The organism is Variovorax endophyticus (assembly GCF_025376855.1).
Classification (GTDB): Bacteria; Pseudomonadota; Gammaproteobacteria; order Burkholderiales; family Burkholderiaceae_C; genus Variovorax.
Genome location: NZ_JAHUTH010000007.1, coordinates 114,112 through 127,137 on the forward strand (window position 1 = coordinate 114,112; position 13,026 = coordinate 127,137).

At 70.4% G+C, this 13,026-nt stretch carries 15 protein-coding genes; all 15 read right to left on the reverse strand.

What is annotated here, in order from left to right:
* Positions 1-5: 5 nt before the first annotated feature.
* The 15 genes from KV106_RS11220 to KV106_RS11290 are packed head-to-tail and all read right to left on the reverse strand — an operon-like array spanning position 6 to position 13,019.
* Positions 6-920, reverse strand: a complete 915-nt coding sequence (locus KV106_RS11220; protein ID WP_261210288.1) for a FliH/SctL family protein — start codon at positions 918-920, stop codon at positions 6-8.
* Positions 917-1,582, reverse strand: a complete 666-nt coding sequence (locus KV106_RS11225; RefSeq protein WP_261210290.1) for a hypothetical protein — start codon at positions 1,580-1,582, stop codon at positions 917-919. Before KV106_RS11225 ends, KV106_RS11220 begins: the two co-directional genes overlap by 4 nt.
* Positions 1,579-3,048 (reverse strand): flagellar basal-body MS-ring/collar protein FliF, encoded by a 1,470-nt coding sequence (gene fliF / locus KV106_RS11230; RefSeq protein ID WP_261210292.1) that lies wholly within the window; start codon positions 3,046-3,048, stop codon positions 1,579-1,581. Before fliF ends, KV106_RS11225 begins: the two co-directional genes overlap by 4 nt.
* Entirely contained in the window at positions 3,045-3,395 is a 351-nt protein-coding gene (gene fliE, locus KV106_RS11235; protein WP_261210294.1) for a flagellar hook-basal body complex protein FliE, read from the reverse strand. The genes fliF and fliE overlap by 4 nt, the downstream gene beginning before the upstream one ends.
* Positions 3,392-3,862, reverse strand: a complete 471-nt coding sequence (gene flgC / locus KV106_RS11240) for a flagellar basal body rod protein FlgC (RefSeq protein WP_261210296.1) — start codon at positions 3,860-3,862, stop codon at positions 3,392-3,394. The genes fliE and flgC overlap by 4 nt, the downstream gene beginning before the upstream one ends.
* A gap of 2 nt (positions 3,863-3,864) precedes the next feature.
* A complete protein-coding gene (locus tag KV106_RS11245; RefSeq protein WP_261210298.1) occupies positions 3,865-4,248 on the reverse strand; it encodes a flagellar basal body rod protein FlgB in 384 nt (127 codons plus the stop codon).
* A 49-nt stretch (positions 4,249-4,297) separates the two neighbouring features.
* Positions 4,298-5,443 (reverse strand): flagellar basal body P-ring protein FlgI, encoded by a 1,146-nt coding sequence (locus tag KV106_RS11250; protein ID WP_261210300.1) that lies wholly within the window; start codon positions 5,441-5,443, stop codon positions 4,298-4,300.
* The gene (locus KV106_RS11255; RefSeq protein ID WP_261210303.1) at positions 5,443-6,030 is read right to left on the reverse strand and encodes a flagellar basal body L-ring protein FlgH; all 588 of its coding nucleotides are present in this window, start codon (positions 6,028-6,030) and stop codon (positions 5,443-5,445) included. The genes KV106_RS11250 and KV106_RS11255 overlap by 1 nt, the downstream gene beginning before the upstream one ends.
* Complete coding sequence (gene flgA / locus KV106_RS11260; RefSeq protein ID WP_261210305.1) at positions 6,027-7,058, reverse strand: flagellar basal body P-ring formation chaperone FlgA; 1,032 nt, start codon at positions 7,056-7,058, stop codon at positions 6,027-6,029. The genes KV106_RS11255 and flgA overlap by 4 nt, the downstream gene beginning before the upstream one ends.
* On the reverse strand, positions 7,042-7,830 hold the full coding sequence (flgG, locus tag KV106_RS11265; protein WP_261210307.1) for a flagellar basal-body rod protein FlgG: 789 nt from the start codon (positions 7,828-7,830) through the stop codon (positions 7,042-7,044). The genes flgA and flgG overlap by 17 nt, the downstream gene beginning before the upstream one ends.
* Positions 7,831-7,873: 43 nt before the next feature.
* Complete coding sequence (locus KV106_RS11270; RefSeq protein ID WP_261210309.1) at positions 7,874-8,665, reverse strand: flagellar hook-basal body protein; 792 nt, start codon at positions 8,663-8,665, stop codon at positions 7,874-7,876.
* A 22-nt stretch (positions 8,666-8,687) separates the two neighbouring features.
* Complete coding sequence (flhA, locus tag KV106_RS11275; protein WP_261210311.1) at positions 8,688-10,784, reverse strand: flagellar biosynthesis protein FlhA; 2,097 nt, start codon at positions 10,782-10,784, stop codon at positions 8,688-8,690.
* Complete coding sequence (locus KV106_RS11280) at positions 10,781-11,875, reverse strand: EscU/YscU/HrcU family type III secretion system export apparatus switch protein (RefSeq protein WP_261210313.1); 1,095 nt, start codon at positions 11,873-11,875, stop codon at positions 10,781-10,783. Before KV106_RS11280 ends, flhA begins: the two co-directional genes overlap by 4 nt.
* Positions 11,875-12,699: a flagellar biosynthetic protein FliR gene (locus KV106_RS11285; RefSeq protein ID WP_261210315.1), complete on the reverse strand. Its 825-nt coding sequence runs from the start codon at positions 12,697-12,699 to the stop codon at positions 11,875-11,877. Before KV106_RS11285 ends, KV106_RS11280 begins: the two co-directional genes overlap by 1 nt.
* A 53-nt stretch (positions 12,700-12,752) precedes the next feature.
* Positions 12,753-13,019: a flagellar biosynthetic protein FliQ gene (locus KV106_RS11290; RefSeq protein ID WP_256222543.1), complete on the reverse strand. Its 267-nt coding sequence runs from the start codon at positions 13,017-13,019 to the stop codon at positions 12,753-12,755.
* Positions 13,020-13,026 lie beyond the last annotated feature (7 nt).

A 13,026-nucleotide genomic window follows, 5' to 3' on the forward strand; every position in this document is an offset into this window, starting at 1 on the left:
CGGTGTCAGCGTCCGGTGGCCGAAGGCTGGACGGTCGCGCGGGCCGCGCCGCGCGATTGCACGAGCAACTGGGCCAGCGCGCGCAACTGGGTCTCGAGCCGCGCGTCGATCCCGCCCTGCGGCGATTGCAGGATGCAGCCGCCGAGCGCGAGCGTCGGATCGGCGACCCACTGCACCTCGCCGTCGTCGGCGGGCAGCGTGCCGCCGGCCGCGGCGGTGGCATCGCGCAGCACGGCCAGGTCGTCGGGATGCAGGTGCACGGCCACCAGCGGCTTGCCGCGCAGGCCGGTCCTGACATGCTCCAGTTGCGCGCGGATGCCCTCGGGCGTGACCGCGTGGGCCCCGAGGATCTTGCAGACCGACTCGAAGCACAGCGCCAGCATGTCGTCCTCGGCGTCGGCCAGCCGCGCCTCGATCTGCGCGGGCACGGCGGCGAGCAACGCATCGAGCTTCTGCAGCCGCGCCTTCAGCGTCGCCTGCTCCTGTTCGCCGCGCTCGCGCGCGGCCTGCGCCTGTTTCTCGAAGCGGGCCTCGAGCTCGCGCGTGGCCTTCTGCAGCGCCTGGTCCGCGCGCGCGGCGGCCTGGCGCGCCTCCTCGGCAGCCTGGGCGCGGCCCTGGGCCAGGCCTTCATCGTAGCCGCGGCGCCCGGAGGCGCCGCCATCGTCGGCACTGGCGGGGCCGGTCGCCGCGGGCTGCGGCTGGGGCGCCGCGACATTCGGCTCGGTCCGTCGCGCCGGCTGGACGGGCACGACGTTCGGTGCATGCGCGCGCGCGATTCCTTCCGCCGGCCGCGCCTCGCTCGCGCGTGGCCGCGCAAGCGAGACCTGGCCGCGCACCGCCACGTCGCGCAGCACGACCGAATGCACCGATGCCTGTGCTTCGGTGTCGCGAGGAGCGGGTGTCTGCGGCCGTTCGTTCATCGCTGTGCTCCGCGTGCCATGGCGCCGGGACGCAGCAGCCGGCTTAGCGATTGCTTCCAGCCCGCGACCCGCTCGCGTGCCGGCGCGGCGGCAGCCGGCTGCTGGCGCAGTCGTTGCGCAACGGCTTCGACCAACGCCGCGCGCAGGGCCGGTGGCAGGTCAGCGGCATTCGAGGCCTCGTCGATCGCGCTCTCGACGCGGCGTCGTTGCACCGGATCGAGCGCCTGCAGCAGGGCATGGCGCCAGGGCCAGTCGCTCAGGCGAAGGAACTGGGCGACCAGGCCCGGCGGCTCGCCGCGCAGGCTGGCCGCGAGCAGCGGCATCTGGCTGTCGACGAGGCGGCGCAGCCAGGCTTCGTCGGACACGGGCGTTTCGAGCCAGGCGTCGTCGATGCGGTCGCCGAGGCCGGTCGGGGTGGCCGGTGCCGCGGCGGCGGTGGCTTCGGCGATCAGGCTCGGATCGCGCTCGATTCCCAGTTCTTCGAGCTCGCGCAGCAGCGCCTGAAGCCCGTCGCGTTCCGCGGGCTGCAGGCTGGCCAGCACCCAGTCGCGATCGGTTGGCGCCATGGCGTGCAGCAGCAACGCCGCATGGCGCGCGCCGCCGGCGCCCAGGGCGTCGGCGCCGGTTGCCTGCGGGAGCGAGGCCGCGAAGTTCGGGTTCATCCCGGCTGCCTCCTGTTTCCGGCCGAGGTCGATCCGGCCGGCTCGCGCACCCAGTCGCGCACGCGGCGCAACGCGGCGGCGCGCTCGGCCTCCGACAACGGCGCGGGGTCGCGGCGCTCGCGCGGGGCGGGGGCACGCCGGCCGGCACGCAGCACCAGGAAGGCCAGCACCACGATCACGATCGCCGCGATCAGCCAGTGCAGCATTTCGGGGGCCGATTTGTCGCTGCCCGGCGCACCCGCGGCCGGCGCGAATTCGCCGCCGTCGGTGGCGGCGGGCGCGAGCGCGGCTGCCGGCTCGGCCGACTGCATCGCCGCGCCCGCGAGCGACTGCACGACGACGGTGTCGCCGCGTTCGAGCGTGGCCCCGACGGCGGCCGCGATGACCTTGCGCAGTTGGTCCTCCTGCGCGGCATCGAGCGCCTTGCGCACCACCGCGACCACCTGTACGCGGCGGATCGAGCCGGGCTGGCTCACGACCTGTTCGACGCGCCGGCCCACCGCGTATTCCACGTCGCGCTGGGCGCTGCCGCCGCGCGGGCCGCCGCTGTCGGTCACGCGCGTGTCGAGCGCGGAGCCCGCGTCGCGCAGCGTTTCGCGCTCACGCACGACCACGCCGGTCGACTGCAGGCCCGCGCGGTTCGCGGCCGGCAGCACGTCCTCGGTGGTGGTGCGGATCTGGTCCATGTTGAGCGTCACGTCGACGCTCGCGAGGGCCTGGCCCGGGCCGAAGCTGCGGTCGAGCACCGCCGTGACCTTGCGCGACAGGTAGGCCTCGGTGTCGCGTTTGAGATCGAGGCGTGCGCTGCTCGCGTCGCCTTCGGCATTGCCGGTTTCGTGGCGCGTGAGCGCGACGCCGTGGCTGTCGACGATGGTCACGTCCTGCATCGCCATGCCGGGCACCGCCGCGGCCACCAGCCGCTGCACGCCCACCACCTGTTCGGGCCGCAGCGCCAGGCCCTGGCGCATCGTCAGCGTGATCGACGCGGTCGCCTTCGAGGTCGCCTGCTTGAACAGGCCCTGCTCGGGCAGCGCCAGCAGCACGCGGACCTCGCGCACCTCCGACAGCGACTGGATCGTGCGCGTCAGCTCGCCCTGCAGCGCGCGCTGGTAGTTGATCTTCTGCGCGAACTCGGTCATGCCGAAGTCGGTGTTGTTGAACAGCTCGAGGCCGACCGCGCCCTGCAGCGGCAGTTCCTTGCCCATGAGCTTGATGCGCGTGGCGTGCACCGTGGCCTTGTCGACCAGGATGGCCGTGCCGTTGTCGCCGAGTCGGTACGGGATCTTCAGCCGCTCGAGCTCGGTGGTCATGGCCTGCGCGTCCTGCGGCTTGAGGTCCGCGAACAGCACCTGGTATTCGGTGCGGAAGGTCCACCATGCCAGCGCCGCAGTGGCGAGCACGATGAGCACGATGCCCGCGATCAGGCCGGCGCGGGCGCGCTGCGTGAGTCCTTGCCAGAAAGTCATATCGGCATCTTCATGACGTCTTGATAGGCCTCGAGCAGACGGTTACGCACCTGCATCATGAGCTGGAAGCTCACGCGGCTTTCCTCGAGGTTGATCATGATCTGGTGCAGGTTCTGCGCGTCGCCGACCGCGAGCTTCTGCAGGTCGACCTGACTCGAGACCAGCTGGTCGTTGACCTTCGAGAGGCCATCGGTGACGAGCTGGCCGAACGAGCCGCCGGTGCTCGCGGTGGCGGCGGGCGCTTCGGCGGCCGCCGTGCCGCCGGCCAGCGATTGCGCGGCCGTGGCCATGGCCTGGGCCTGCGGCGACAGCGCGGCGATCGCCTCGACGGGAAGGAAGCCGCTCATGCGTTGCTCCCGATGTCGAGGGCGCGCAGCGCCAGCGTGCGGCTGGTGTTCATGGCCGACACGTTGGCTTCGTAGGCGCGCGTGGCGCTCATCATGCTGACCATTTCGGTCGCCGTGTCGACGGCCGCGTAGCTCACGTAGCCGCGCGCGTCGGCCAGCGGATGCCCGGGTTCGTAGACGAGCCGGGGCGGCGTCTGCGAGGCGACGACCTGCACCAGCGGCGCTGCCATGGGCACGGCGCCGCCATCGAGGCCCTGGTCGACCAGGGCGCCGAAGGCCCCGGCCGCGGCGTCGCCACCGGTGACGAGCGACTGCGCCTGCGCGACCACGCGCAGCGGCTGGTAGCTGGCACCGCCCACGCCCTGCACCGTGTTGGCGTTGGCGAGGTTGAGTGCCGCCACGTCCACGCGGGTGCGCTCGATGTTCATGCCGATCGCGCTGATGGCGAAGGATTGGTTGTAGTCCATGGTCATTTCCTGCCGTCGCCGGCCGCCATCGAAAGAATCGAGAGATGCCGCGACAGGCCCTTGACGAGCGCCTGGTAGTGCACCGCGTTGCGCGCCATCTCGGCCGCCTCGACGTCGAGCTGCACCGGCTGCGGCGTGCCGTCCGCATCGACCGCGGGTTCGATGTGCGGTCGCACCTGGCTCAGCGCGAAGGTGTCGAGGCGCCCGGTCTGCGCCATGCCGCGGCGCGCATCGAGCAGTTGCGCCTCGAAGCTCACGCGCTGCGGCACGTAGTCGATCACGTTCGCATTGGCGATGTTGGTGGCGATGGCCTGCTGGCGCAGGCTGGCTGCGTCGAGCGCCAGGGCCAGCGCCGAGCGGGTCACGGCTTCGATTCCGTCGATCATGTCGGTCTCCGGGAAAGGGTTGTCTGGATTGGACGAAGGAAGGGCCGGGTCATTGCACGATCAGTTCGCCGTGCAGTGCGCCCGCGGCCTTGACCGCGCGCAGGATCGAGATCACGTCGCGCGTGCTGGTCTTGAGCCGGGCCAGCGACTGCACGAGGTCGGACACCGTGTTGGAGCCGGTCACGAAGCCGGTGCCGGCGGGTTCGTCGACGTCGATGCGCGTGTTGGTGACGATGGCGGTGCGGATGTCGGGACCGCCGCCCCAGACGCCGTAGGGCTGCGAGGCCGTGTTCTGGTTCGAGATCGCGATCTTGATGTCGCCGTGCGAGATCGCTACTTTCGAGATGCGCACGTCGCCGCCCGACACCACCGTGCCGGTGCGCTCGTTGATCACCACCTTGGCGCGGCGGTCGGGCTCGACCATCACGTTCTCGATGCGCGTGAACAGGCCGACCAGTTCGTCGCGCTGGCCGGGCGGTACCGCGATCTCGATGCCCGAGGCGTCGCGTGCCTTGGCGAAGCCGCCGCCGAGCTGGCTGTTGATGGCGGCCGCCACCCGGTTGGCGGTGGTGAAGTCGGGTTCGGTCAGCACGAAGGTCACGCTCTGGCGCTCGTCGAGCATCGCGGCGCGCACGCCGACCTCCACCGTGGCGCCGTTGGGCACCGAGCCGGCGGTCGGGTGATTCTTCTGCACCACGTTGCCGTTGGCGTCGTAGCGGTAGCCGCCGACCGAGAGGCCGCCTTGCGCCAGTGCATAGACGCGCCCGTTGGCACCCTTGAGCGGCGTGAGCAGCAGCGTGCCGCCGACCAGGCTGCGCGCGTCGCCGGCCGAACTCACCGTGACGTCGAGCGTGTCGCCCTCGCGCGCGAAGGTCGGCAGCGTGGCGCTGACCATGACCACCGCGACGTTGCGGCTTTGCACCTGCTCGGGCGCGATCGTCAGGTTGAACTGCGACAGCACATTGGCCAGCGACTGGCGCGTGGTGCGGTTCGAGGGCGAGTCGCCCGTGCCGGCCAGGCCGGTGACGATGCCGGTGCCGAACAGCGCGTTGTCGCGCCAGCCCTGGAGCTTGCCGAGGTCCTTGACGCGGATCGCGTCGGCGGCGCTGGCATTCATGACACCGCCGCAGAGGGCCGAGGCCACCAGCGCGGCGCGCAGCAGGCCCGAGGCCATGGTGAAGATGGATGGCTTCATCAGAATCCCCAGATGTCCAGGACGCGGCGCCACAGGCTGCGACGGGCGCGGTCGGAGACTTCGCCCTCGCCCACGTAGGTGATGCGCGCATCCGCGAGCCGCGTCGACAGGACCACATTACCGTCGGAGATGTCCTGCGGCCGCACGCGGCCTTCGAGGTTCACCTTCTGCAGTTCCTCGTTCACCATGAGTTGCTGCTCGCCGGCCACGCGCAGTTCCTGGTTCGGCAGCACCTCCTTCACGGTGACGGTGAGCGTGGCCAGTAGCTTGTTGGTGCGCTGGGTGCGCCCGCCGCCGTCGAACTCGCCGGCGATGCCGATGCCCAACTGGCCGACCACGCGGTTGCCGGTCTGCGTGACCGAGCCGCTGATGTCGTTGGCGCGCCGGGTGCCGGTGTTGGCGCTGCTGCTGGCGGAGGAGTTCTCGAACACCTGGATCGTCAGCGAATCGCCGACGCGGAAGGCCTTGTTGTCGGCCGTCAGCGGGCGGAAGCTGCCTTCCTGATAGAGGCTTTCCGAGGCGGCCGGCAAGGCGATGCCGCAGCAGAGCGCGAGCCCGATGGCCGCGAGCTTCAGGCCGCGCTTCACGGTTGCACCTCCACCTGGCCGGGGCCGGTGACGCGCGCGACGACCTCGCCGCCCGCGCCCGGCACCTTGACGCGCACGAGCTGTCCCCGGCGGCCGTCCTGTAGCACCTCGACCCGGCTTTCGACCGTGACATTTCCGCTGTGCGCGAGCAGTTGCGCCCAGTTGCCGCGCGTGACCGCGGGCATGGGCTCGAGGTGGGCGGCGGTCAGCACTTCGCCGGTCTTGAGCGCGCGGCGCAACCGCTGGTCGGCCGCACCGGGCGCGTCGGACGTAGCCAGCGGCACGCCCTGGCGGAGCTCGGCGAGATTGACTTCGCGCGAGGTGGTCGCACCGCGCAGCGTGACGGCATCGACCGCGGTCCCGCTGTCGAGCCGCGCGGCCGCCACCGTGACCGGGGCCCAGGCCGCCACGTCGAAGCTGATGGCCGTGGTGCGCACGAAGCGGTCGTCGACCCAGGCATCGACCCAGACCAGCATGCGGCGCGACGGCGTGGCCGCGGCGGACAGCGGCCGCACGCGCAGCACGGCATTGCCGGCCGGCAGCGTGAGATCGCGCGCGGTGGACACGGCCTGCACTTCCGCGCGCAGGCTGCGTTGGGAGAGCCAGTGCATGAGCGCCGAGCGCGCGGCATCGACCACGGTGTCGCCCGGCAGTTCCTGCGCGGCGGCCTCGATAGCGGTTTCGCCCGCGCCGCTCCAGCGGATGGCGGGACCCGTGCCGTCACCCGCATACAGGCCGCTGCGCGCGGCAACCCAGCGCTCGAGCGTGTCGCGCTCGAGCAGCGCCGGCGAGCCCGGCCGTGGCGCGGCGCCGACGGGCAGCGCCATCAATTGCCGCAGCACGGGCAGGTCGCGCGCGGTGAGGTAGGCGATGTCGCCGAGCCGCACCTGGCCCTGCGGCACCTGGACACGGGGGCGCAGCTCGATCGACACGGCGGCGCTGCCGTCGGTCGCCGCGGTCGCGGGCAGCGTCGCGATCGCGGCCAGCAGCAGGGCCGCCGACGAGGCGCTTCTACTTGCGCAGCGCATTGACCATCCCCAGCATTTCGTCCGACGCCTGCATGACCTTCACGTTCGCCTCGTAGACGCGCTGGGCCACCATCAGGTTCACCATCTCCTCGTTGAGCTTGACGTTGGAGCCCTCGAGGAAACCCTGCGCCAGGCTGCCCATGCCGTCCTCGGAGGCCTTGGCCAGGATGGCGTCGCCCGAAGCCTGGGTCGAGCGGTACAGGCCGTCGCCCTGCGACTGCAGGCCCGAGGGATTGGTGAAGCGCACCAGGTCGAACTGCCCCGCCTCGACCGGCGTGCTCTGGCCCGCCACCTGCACGCGCACGCGGCCGTCGCCGTCGATCTGCATGTTCTGCGCGTTCTCGGGAATCGCGATGTTGGGCTTGAGCGGAAAGCCACCCGGCGTGGCCAGCAGGCCGTCGCGGTTGATCTTGAAGGTGCCGCCGCGGGTGTAGGCGCTCGAGCCGTCGGGCATGGTCACCTCGAGAAAGCCCTCGCCCTGGATCGCGATGTCGTAGGCCGACTCGGTCTTCTTGAGGTCGCCCATGTCGAACAGTTTCGACACGGCGGTGATGCCGACGCCGGCGCCCAGCCGGCGCTCGGCGCCGAGCAGGCCGACGTCCTCGGCAGCCGGCGCGAGGCGGCTGGCCTCCTGCACCATCAGGTCGGAGAAGCCGACCTTGGCGCGCTTGTAGCCGGTGGTGTTCACGTTGGCCAGGTTGTTGGCGATGGTGTCGACATTGAGCTGCTGGGCCTGCATGCCGGTGGCACTGATGTAGAGGGCGTCGAACATGGTGCGGATGTGAGGTGGAGGTGGAAGAAGGGAGGTGCCGGGATCAGCCGAGGTCGCCGAGCTTGCGCACGGCGGCGCCGATCATGTCGTCGTAGCCCAGCGCGACGCGCTGCATCGATTCGAAGTGGCGCATCGACTGGATGAGCTGCGACATCTCCTGCATCGAGCTGACGTTGGAGTTCTCGAGGAAGCCCTGGCGCAACTGCACTTCGGCGTCGGGTACCTGCGTAGGCGCCTGCTCGGCCGACATGAGGCCGTTGCCCAGGCGCAGGAGCGCGGAGGGATCGTCGAAGCGCACGATCTTGAGCTGTGCGATCGGCGTGGCCTCGGCACCACCGCCGGGGCGGGATTCGAAGACCTGGCCGGTGGCGTCGATCACCGGGTTGGGCCGCGAGAGCACGATCTCGCCGCCCACGCCCATCACCGGATGGCCCTGCGGCGTGACGAGGCGGCCGCGGCCGTCGAGCTGCCAGCTGCCCTGGCGCGTGTAGGCGAGGCCTGTATCAGTCGAGATCTCGAAATAGCCGGGCGTGGCCAGCGCGACGTCCAGGCTCTGGCCCGTGGTCTTGAGCGTGCCTGGACGCAGGTCGGGGCGCACCATGAAACTGCCGGGCGTCGTCCGCGCGCCGCCGGTGGGCGCGCCCAGCGAGGCGGCGGCGTCGCGCATCGCGCCGGTGAAGCCGCCTGCCGCGGCATGGGTGCCCACGGGCAGCGACATCGCGACCTCGCGCTTGTAGCCGGGCGTGGTGGCGTTGGCCATGTTCATGCTCACGCGCTCCAGGCGTGCCATGTCCTGCTGCATGCTGAGGAGGCTGATTGCGAGTACGTCGCTCATGCGTGGCCCTTGGTGAGTGGTCTCAGAGTTGAACGATGCCGAAGGACTTCAGCTCGATGGTGTGCGGCACTTCCGTCATGGACAGCACGCGCAGATGCGGCATCACGCGCTCGGACAGCGCGCGCACGTGGCGGCGCAGCTCGGGCGCGCACAGCAGCACGGGCAGCAGGTTGCTCTTCATCATGCGTTCGGCGTGCTGCACCAGCCGCTTCACGAGCTGCTCCGACAGCCGCGGATCGAGCACGAAGGGCTGCGCGCCGCCGCCTTCGCTCGCGACCTGGATGCTCTGCAGGAACTGGCTCTCGATCGCGGGATCGAGCGTGAGCACCTGCAGCGAGGTGGCCTCGCCCAGCAGCCCCTGGCAGATGGCGTGGCCGAGGCGTTGCCGCACCATCTCCGTCAGCAGGTGGGCGTCGCGCGTGGTGCGGCCGGCATCGGCGAGCGTCTCGAGGATGGCCTCGATGTGCCGGATCGAGACCTTCTCGCGCAGCAGGTTCTGCAGCACCTTCTGCACGTCGCTCGAGGACAGCACGGTCGGGATCAGTTCCTCGACCAGGCCCGGCTGGCTCTGGCGCACACGCGCGAGCAGCCGGTCGACCTCGGCGCGCGTCAGCAGCGTGGCCGACTCGCGCCGCAGCATCTCGGTCAGGTGGGTCATGAAGACGGTGGCGGCATCGACCAGCGTGAACTTCGCCTGGCTCGCGGCCTCGCGCTGGCCTTCCTCGATCCACAGCGCGGGCAGGCCGTAGGTCGGGTCGCGCGTGGGTTCGCCCGGGATCGACTTGGTGTCGCCCGCGGGATGGATCGCCAGCAGCCGGTCGGCGCGCGCCTCGCCCTTGCCGACCACCACGCCGTCGAGGTGGATCTCGTAGCGGTCGGCCGACAGACGTGCCGAATCCTTGAAGCGCACGCGCGGCAGCACCAGGCCGAACTCCTGGGCATGCTGCTTGCGGAAGGTGCCGATGCGTTCCATGAACACGCTGCCGGGCTGGTTGATCAGCGGCACCCAGTTGCTGCCGAGGTGGATCTCTATCGGCTCGACGCGCAGCAGCGCATAGGGGTCGTCGGTGCTGGCCGCCGGCGCGCCGTCGCCGTCGGTACCGATGGCATCGAGGGCCGCGTCGCCACCCGCCGCGGGCTGGGTTGCGGCGCTTTCCTTCGCCTTGGCGAAGCGGTAGAGCAACGTGGCGGCCAGCAGGAAGCAGGCCGTGAGCGCCAGCGTGGGCAGCGCCGGAATGCCCGGCAGCAGCAGCAGGCCGCCGAGCGCCATCGACACCAGCAGCAGCGTCTTCGGGAACGAGCCGACCTGGCGCAGCGCCTCGCGGCTCAGGTTGGCGTCGGACGAGGAACGCGTGACGATGATGCCGGTGCCCACCGCGATCACCAGCGCCGGGACCTGGGTCACGATGCCGTCGCCGATGGTCAGCAGCGTGTAGGTCTGCAGCGCCTGGCCCCACGGCATGCCGTGCTGCATCACGCCGATCACCAGGCCGCCGATGATGTTGATCAGCAGGATGATGATGCCGGCGATCGCGTCGCCCTTGACGAACTTGCTGGCGCCGTCCATCGCGCCGTAGAAGCCCGCTTCCTTCTCGAGGTTCTTGCGCCGGCGCTGCGCCTCGGCCTGGTCGATGAAACCCATGTTGAGGTCGGCATCGATGCTCATCTGCTGGCCGGGCATGCTGTCGAGCGTGAAGCGCGCCGCGACCTCGGAGACGCGCTGCGCGCCGCTGGTCACGACCACGTACTGCACCACGATCAGGATCAGGAACACGATCAGCCCGATCACGTAGTTGCCGCCGACCACGAAGGCGCCGATGGCGCCGATGACGCGGCCTGCGTCGCCGTCGGACAGGATCAGCCGGGTGGCGGCCACGTTGAGCGACAGCCGGAACAAGGTGGCGATCAGCAGCAGCGAGGGGAAGGTGGAGAACTCCACGGGCCGTGCCATATAGAAGGTCAGCAGCAGCACCAGGAAGGCGAAGCTGAAGTTGCTCAGGATCAGGAAGTCGAGCAGCCCGCTGGGAATGGGCGCGAACAGCACCACCAGCACGCCGAGCACCAGCGCCACCAGCGCGATGTCGCTGTTCTTGCCGAGGATGCGGCCCAGTGCGTTCATGGCCGGCCTCCCGCCGCGGCGCCGGCCTGCCGTTGTTCTCGCATGGCGAACACCCAGACGATGATGCGCGCGACCTGCGCGTAGAGCTCGGGCGGCACCGGCTGGTTGACTGGCAGCTCGCGGTAGATGCGACGCGCGAGCGCGGGGCTCTGCACCACGGGGATCCGATGCCGCGCCGCGATCTCGCGCATCGCGGCCGCCATGTGGCCGGTGCCCTTGGCCAGCAGCTGCGGCGAGACCATGCGCCCGTGCTCGTACTTGAGCGCCACCGCCACGTGCGTGGGGTTGGTGATCAGCACGTCGGCATTTCGGGTCTGGCTCAGCGCCTGGCTGCGCTTGAGCATCTCGCGGCGCAGCTCCTTCAGGCGCGCGCGGATGCGCGGATCGCCTTCGCGGTTCTTGACCTCGTCCTTGAGCTCTCGCTGGCTCATGCGCATCTTCTTCGCGAACTCGTGGCGCGTGTACATCCAGTCGACCAGCGCGATCAGGCCCAGCACCAGGGCCATCTTGAGGCCCACGCTCGAGAGGTCGTCGATCAGCATGCGCAGGTAGCCGATGGGCGCGAGCGAGGCCAGGGCGTAGAACTGGTCGGTCAGCGCGCGCAGGCTCAGCACCGCGACCAGCGTGAGCAGCACGAGCTTGATGACGGCGCGCGCCGTGTCGAACAGCACGCGCATCGAGAACAGCCGCTTGAGGCCGGTGACCGGACTGACACGGGTGAAGTCGATCTTCACCGGCTCGAACGAGAACACCGGGCCGGTCTGCATCAGGTTGCCGAGCACGGCCGCCAGCATCGCCACGGCGAAGAAGGGTGCCATGATCATCAGCCCCGCGCGCAATGCGCGCTCGATGGTCGGCCAGAGGCCGACGCCGGCCGCGTCCATGCGGCTGGCATGGATCAGCAGCGCCTGGTCGAAACGGAACTGCTCGGCCGCCACGCCGAAGCCGCGCCAGGTGAGATAGACCACCGCGGCGAAGAACACCATCGCCGACACCATGTCCACGCTCTTGGCCACCTGCCCGCGCTCGCGCGCGCGCTGCAGCTTGTAGGGCGTGGCCGCCTGGTTGCGGTCCAGATCCTGTTCGGCCATCAGCGCGGCCCTCCGGGAGCGGCCGGAGCGGCGGCGAACATCTGGTCCCAGCTCGTGGCGATGCCCGCGTAGACGCGCGTCATCACGCCGCCGATGCCCGTGAACCAGAGCGACAGCGCGAGGAGGCCGGCGATGATCTTCACCGGGATGCCCATCGCGAACATGTTCATCTGCGGCAGGTTGCGCCCGACCACGCCCAGCACGAATTCGACCAGCAGGATGCAGAAGACCACCGGCGCGGCGAGCGCGAAGCCGAGCGTGAAGAGCCCGGCCGCCTGCTTGAGCACAGGTAGGGCCGCATGCGCCACCGACCAGGAAGCGCCGACCGGAAAACGCTCGATGCTGAAGCCCAGGCCGCGCAGCAGCGCGTGATGGCCATTGAGCACGAAGAACACCAGCACGGCCAGGTAGTTGAAGGCGGTGGTCAGGATCGGCGTGGGGCGCTGGGTGACGGGATCGAACACCTGCGCGATGCCGAAGCCGAGTTGCACGTCGAGCAGCTGGCCGGCCACGGAGAAGGCGCCGAACGCGAGCAGGATGCCCAGGCCCAGCGTGGCGCCGAGCGCGACCTCGGCCAGGGCGGAGGCGAGCAGCGCGCTCCAGCCGCTCCAGTTGGCGTTCGAGGCGGGAAGGCCGGCCGCCAGTGCGACGGCCAGCGACAGCAGCAGCAGCGCGCGGACCGTGGTGGGCAAAGGCACCGCGTAGAAGACGGGCGTCATGAGGAAGGTGGCGGCCACGCGCAGGCTCAGCAGACCGGTGGAGATCAGCCAGCCGCTACCGAGTCCGGAGACCACCGCGTCGGGCAGCGAGCTCGCTGCGTTCATGGAACTGTGGGCCGAGACGAAGGAGGAAGGAGGAAGGCGGGCGGCGGTCGCGCTCAGAACATCGCCGGAATGCTGTTCCAGAGGTTCGTCGTGAACTGCGTGAGCTTGCGCAGCATCCACGGCCCCGCGACAACCAGCACGGCGCCCGCCGTGAACAGCTTGGGGACGAAGGTCAGCGACATTTCCTGCACCTGCGTCACCACCTGGAGCACGCTGATGACGACGCCGACGAGCATGGTCAGGCCCAGCAAGGGCAGGCAGATCAGCAGGCCCGTCATGAACAGGTCCGCCATCATCTTGAGCGCTAGATCGGCGTGCAATTCGAAT

Bases quoted from the DNA above. Each gene is read 5' to 3' on its own strand.
- KV106_RS11225 (WP_261210290.1), bottom strand. From the start codon at position 1,582: ATGAACCCGAACTTCGCGGCCTCGCTCCCGCAGGCAACCGGCGCCGAC.
- fliF (WP_261210292.1), bottom strand. From the start codon at position 3,048: ATGACTTTCTGGCAAGGACTCACGCAGCGCGCCCGCGCCGGCCTGATC.
- flgC (WP_261210296.1), bottom strand. From the start codon at position 3,862: ATGGACTACAACCAATCCTTCGCCATCAGCGCGATCGGCATGAACATC.
- KV106_RS11270 (WP_261210309.1), bottom strand. From the start codon at position 8,665: ATGAGCGACGTACTCGCAATCAGCCTCCTCAGCATGCAGCAGGACATG.
- flgA (WP_261210305.1), bottom strand. From the start codon at position 7,058: ATGCGCTGCGCAAGTAGAAGCGCCTCGTCGGCGGCCCTGCTGCTGGCC.
- flhA (WP_261210311.1), bottom strand. From the start codon at position 10,784: ATGAACGCACTGGGCCGCATCCTCGGCAAGAACAGCGACATCGCGCTG.
- KV106_RS11220 (WP_261210288.1), bottom strand. From the start codon at position 920: ATGAACGAACGGCCGCAGACACCCGCTCCTCGCGACACCGAAGCACAG.
- flgG (WP_261210307.1), bottom strand. From the start codon at position 7,830: ATGTTCGACGCCCTCTACATCAGTGCCACCGGCATGCAGGCCCAGCAG.
- KV106_RS11245 (WP_261210298.1), bottom strand. From the start codon at position 4,248: ATGATCGACGGAATCGAAGCCGTGACCCGCTCGGCGCTGGCCCTGGCG.
- KV106_RS11250 (WP_261210300.1), bottom strand. From the start codon at position 5,443: ATGAAGCCATCCATCTTCACCATGGCCTCGGGCCTGCTGCGCGCCGCG.
- KV106_RS11280 (WP_261210313.1), bottom strand. From the start codon at position 11,875: ATGGCCGAACAGGATCTGGACCGCAACCAGGCGGCCACGCCCTACAAG.
- fliE (WP_261210294.1), bottom strand. From the start codon at position 3,395: ATGAGCGGCTTCCTTCCCGTCGAGGCGATCGCCGCGCTGTCGCCGCAG.
- KV106_RS11285 (WP_261210315.1), bottom strand. From the start codon at position 12,699: ATGAACGCAGCGAGCTCGCTGCCCGACGCGGTGGTCTCCGGACTCGGT.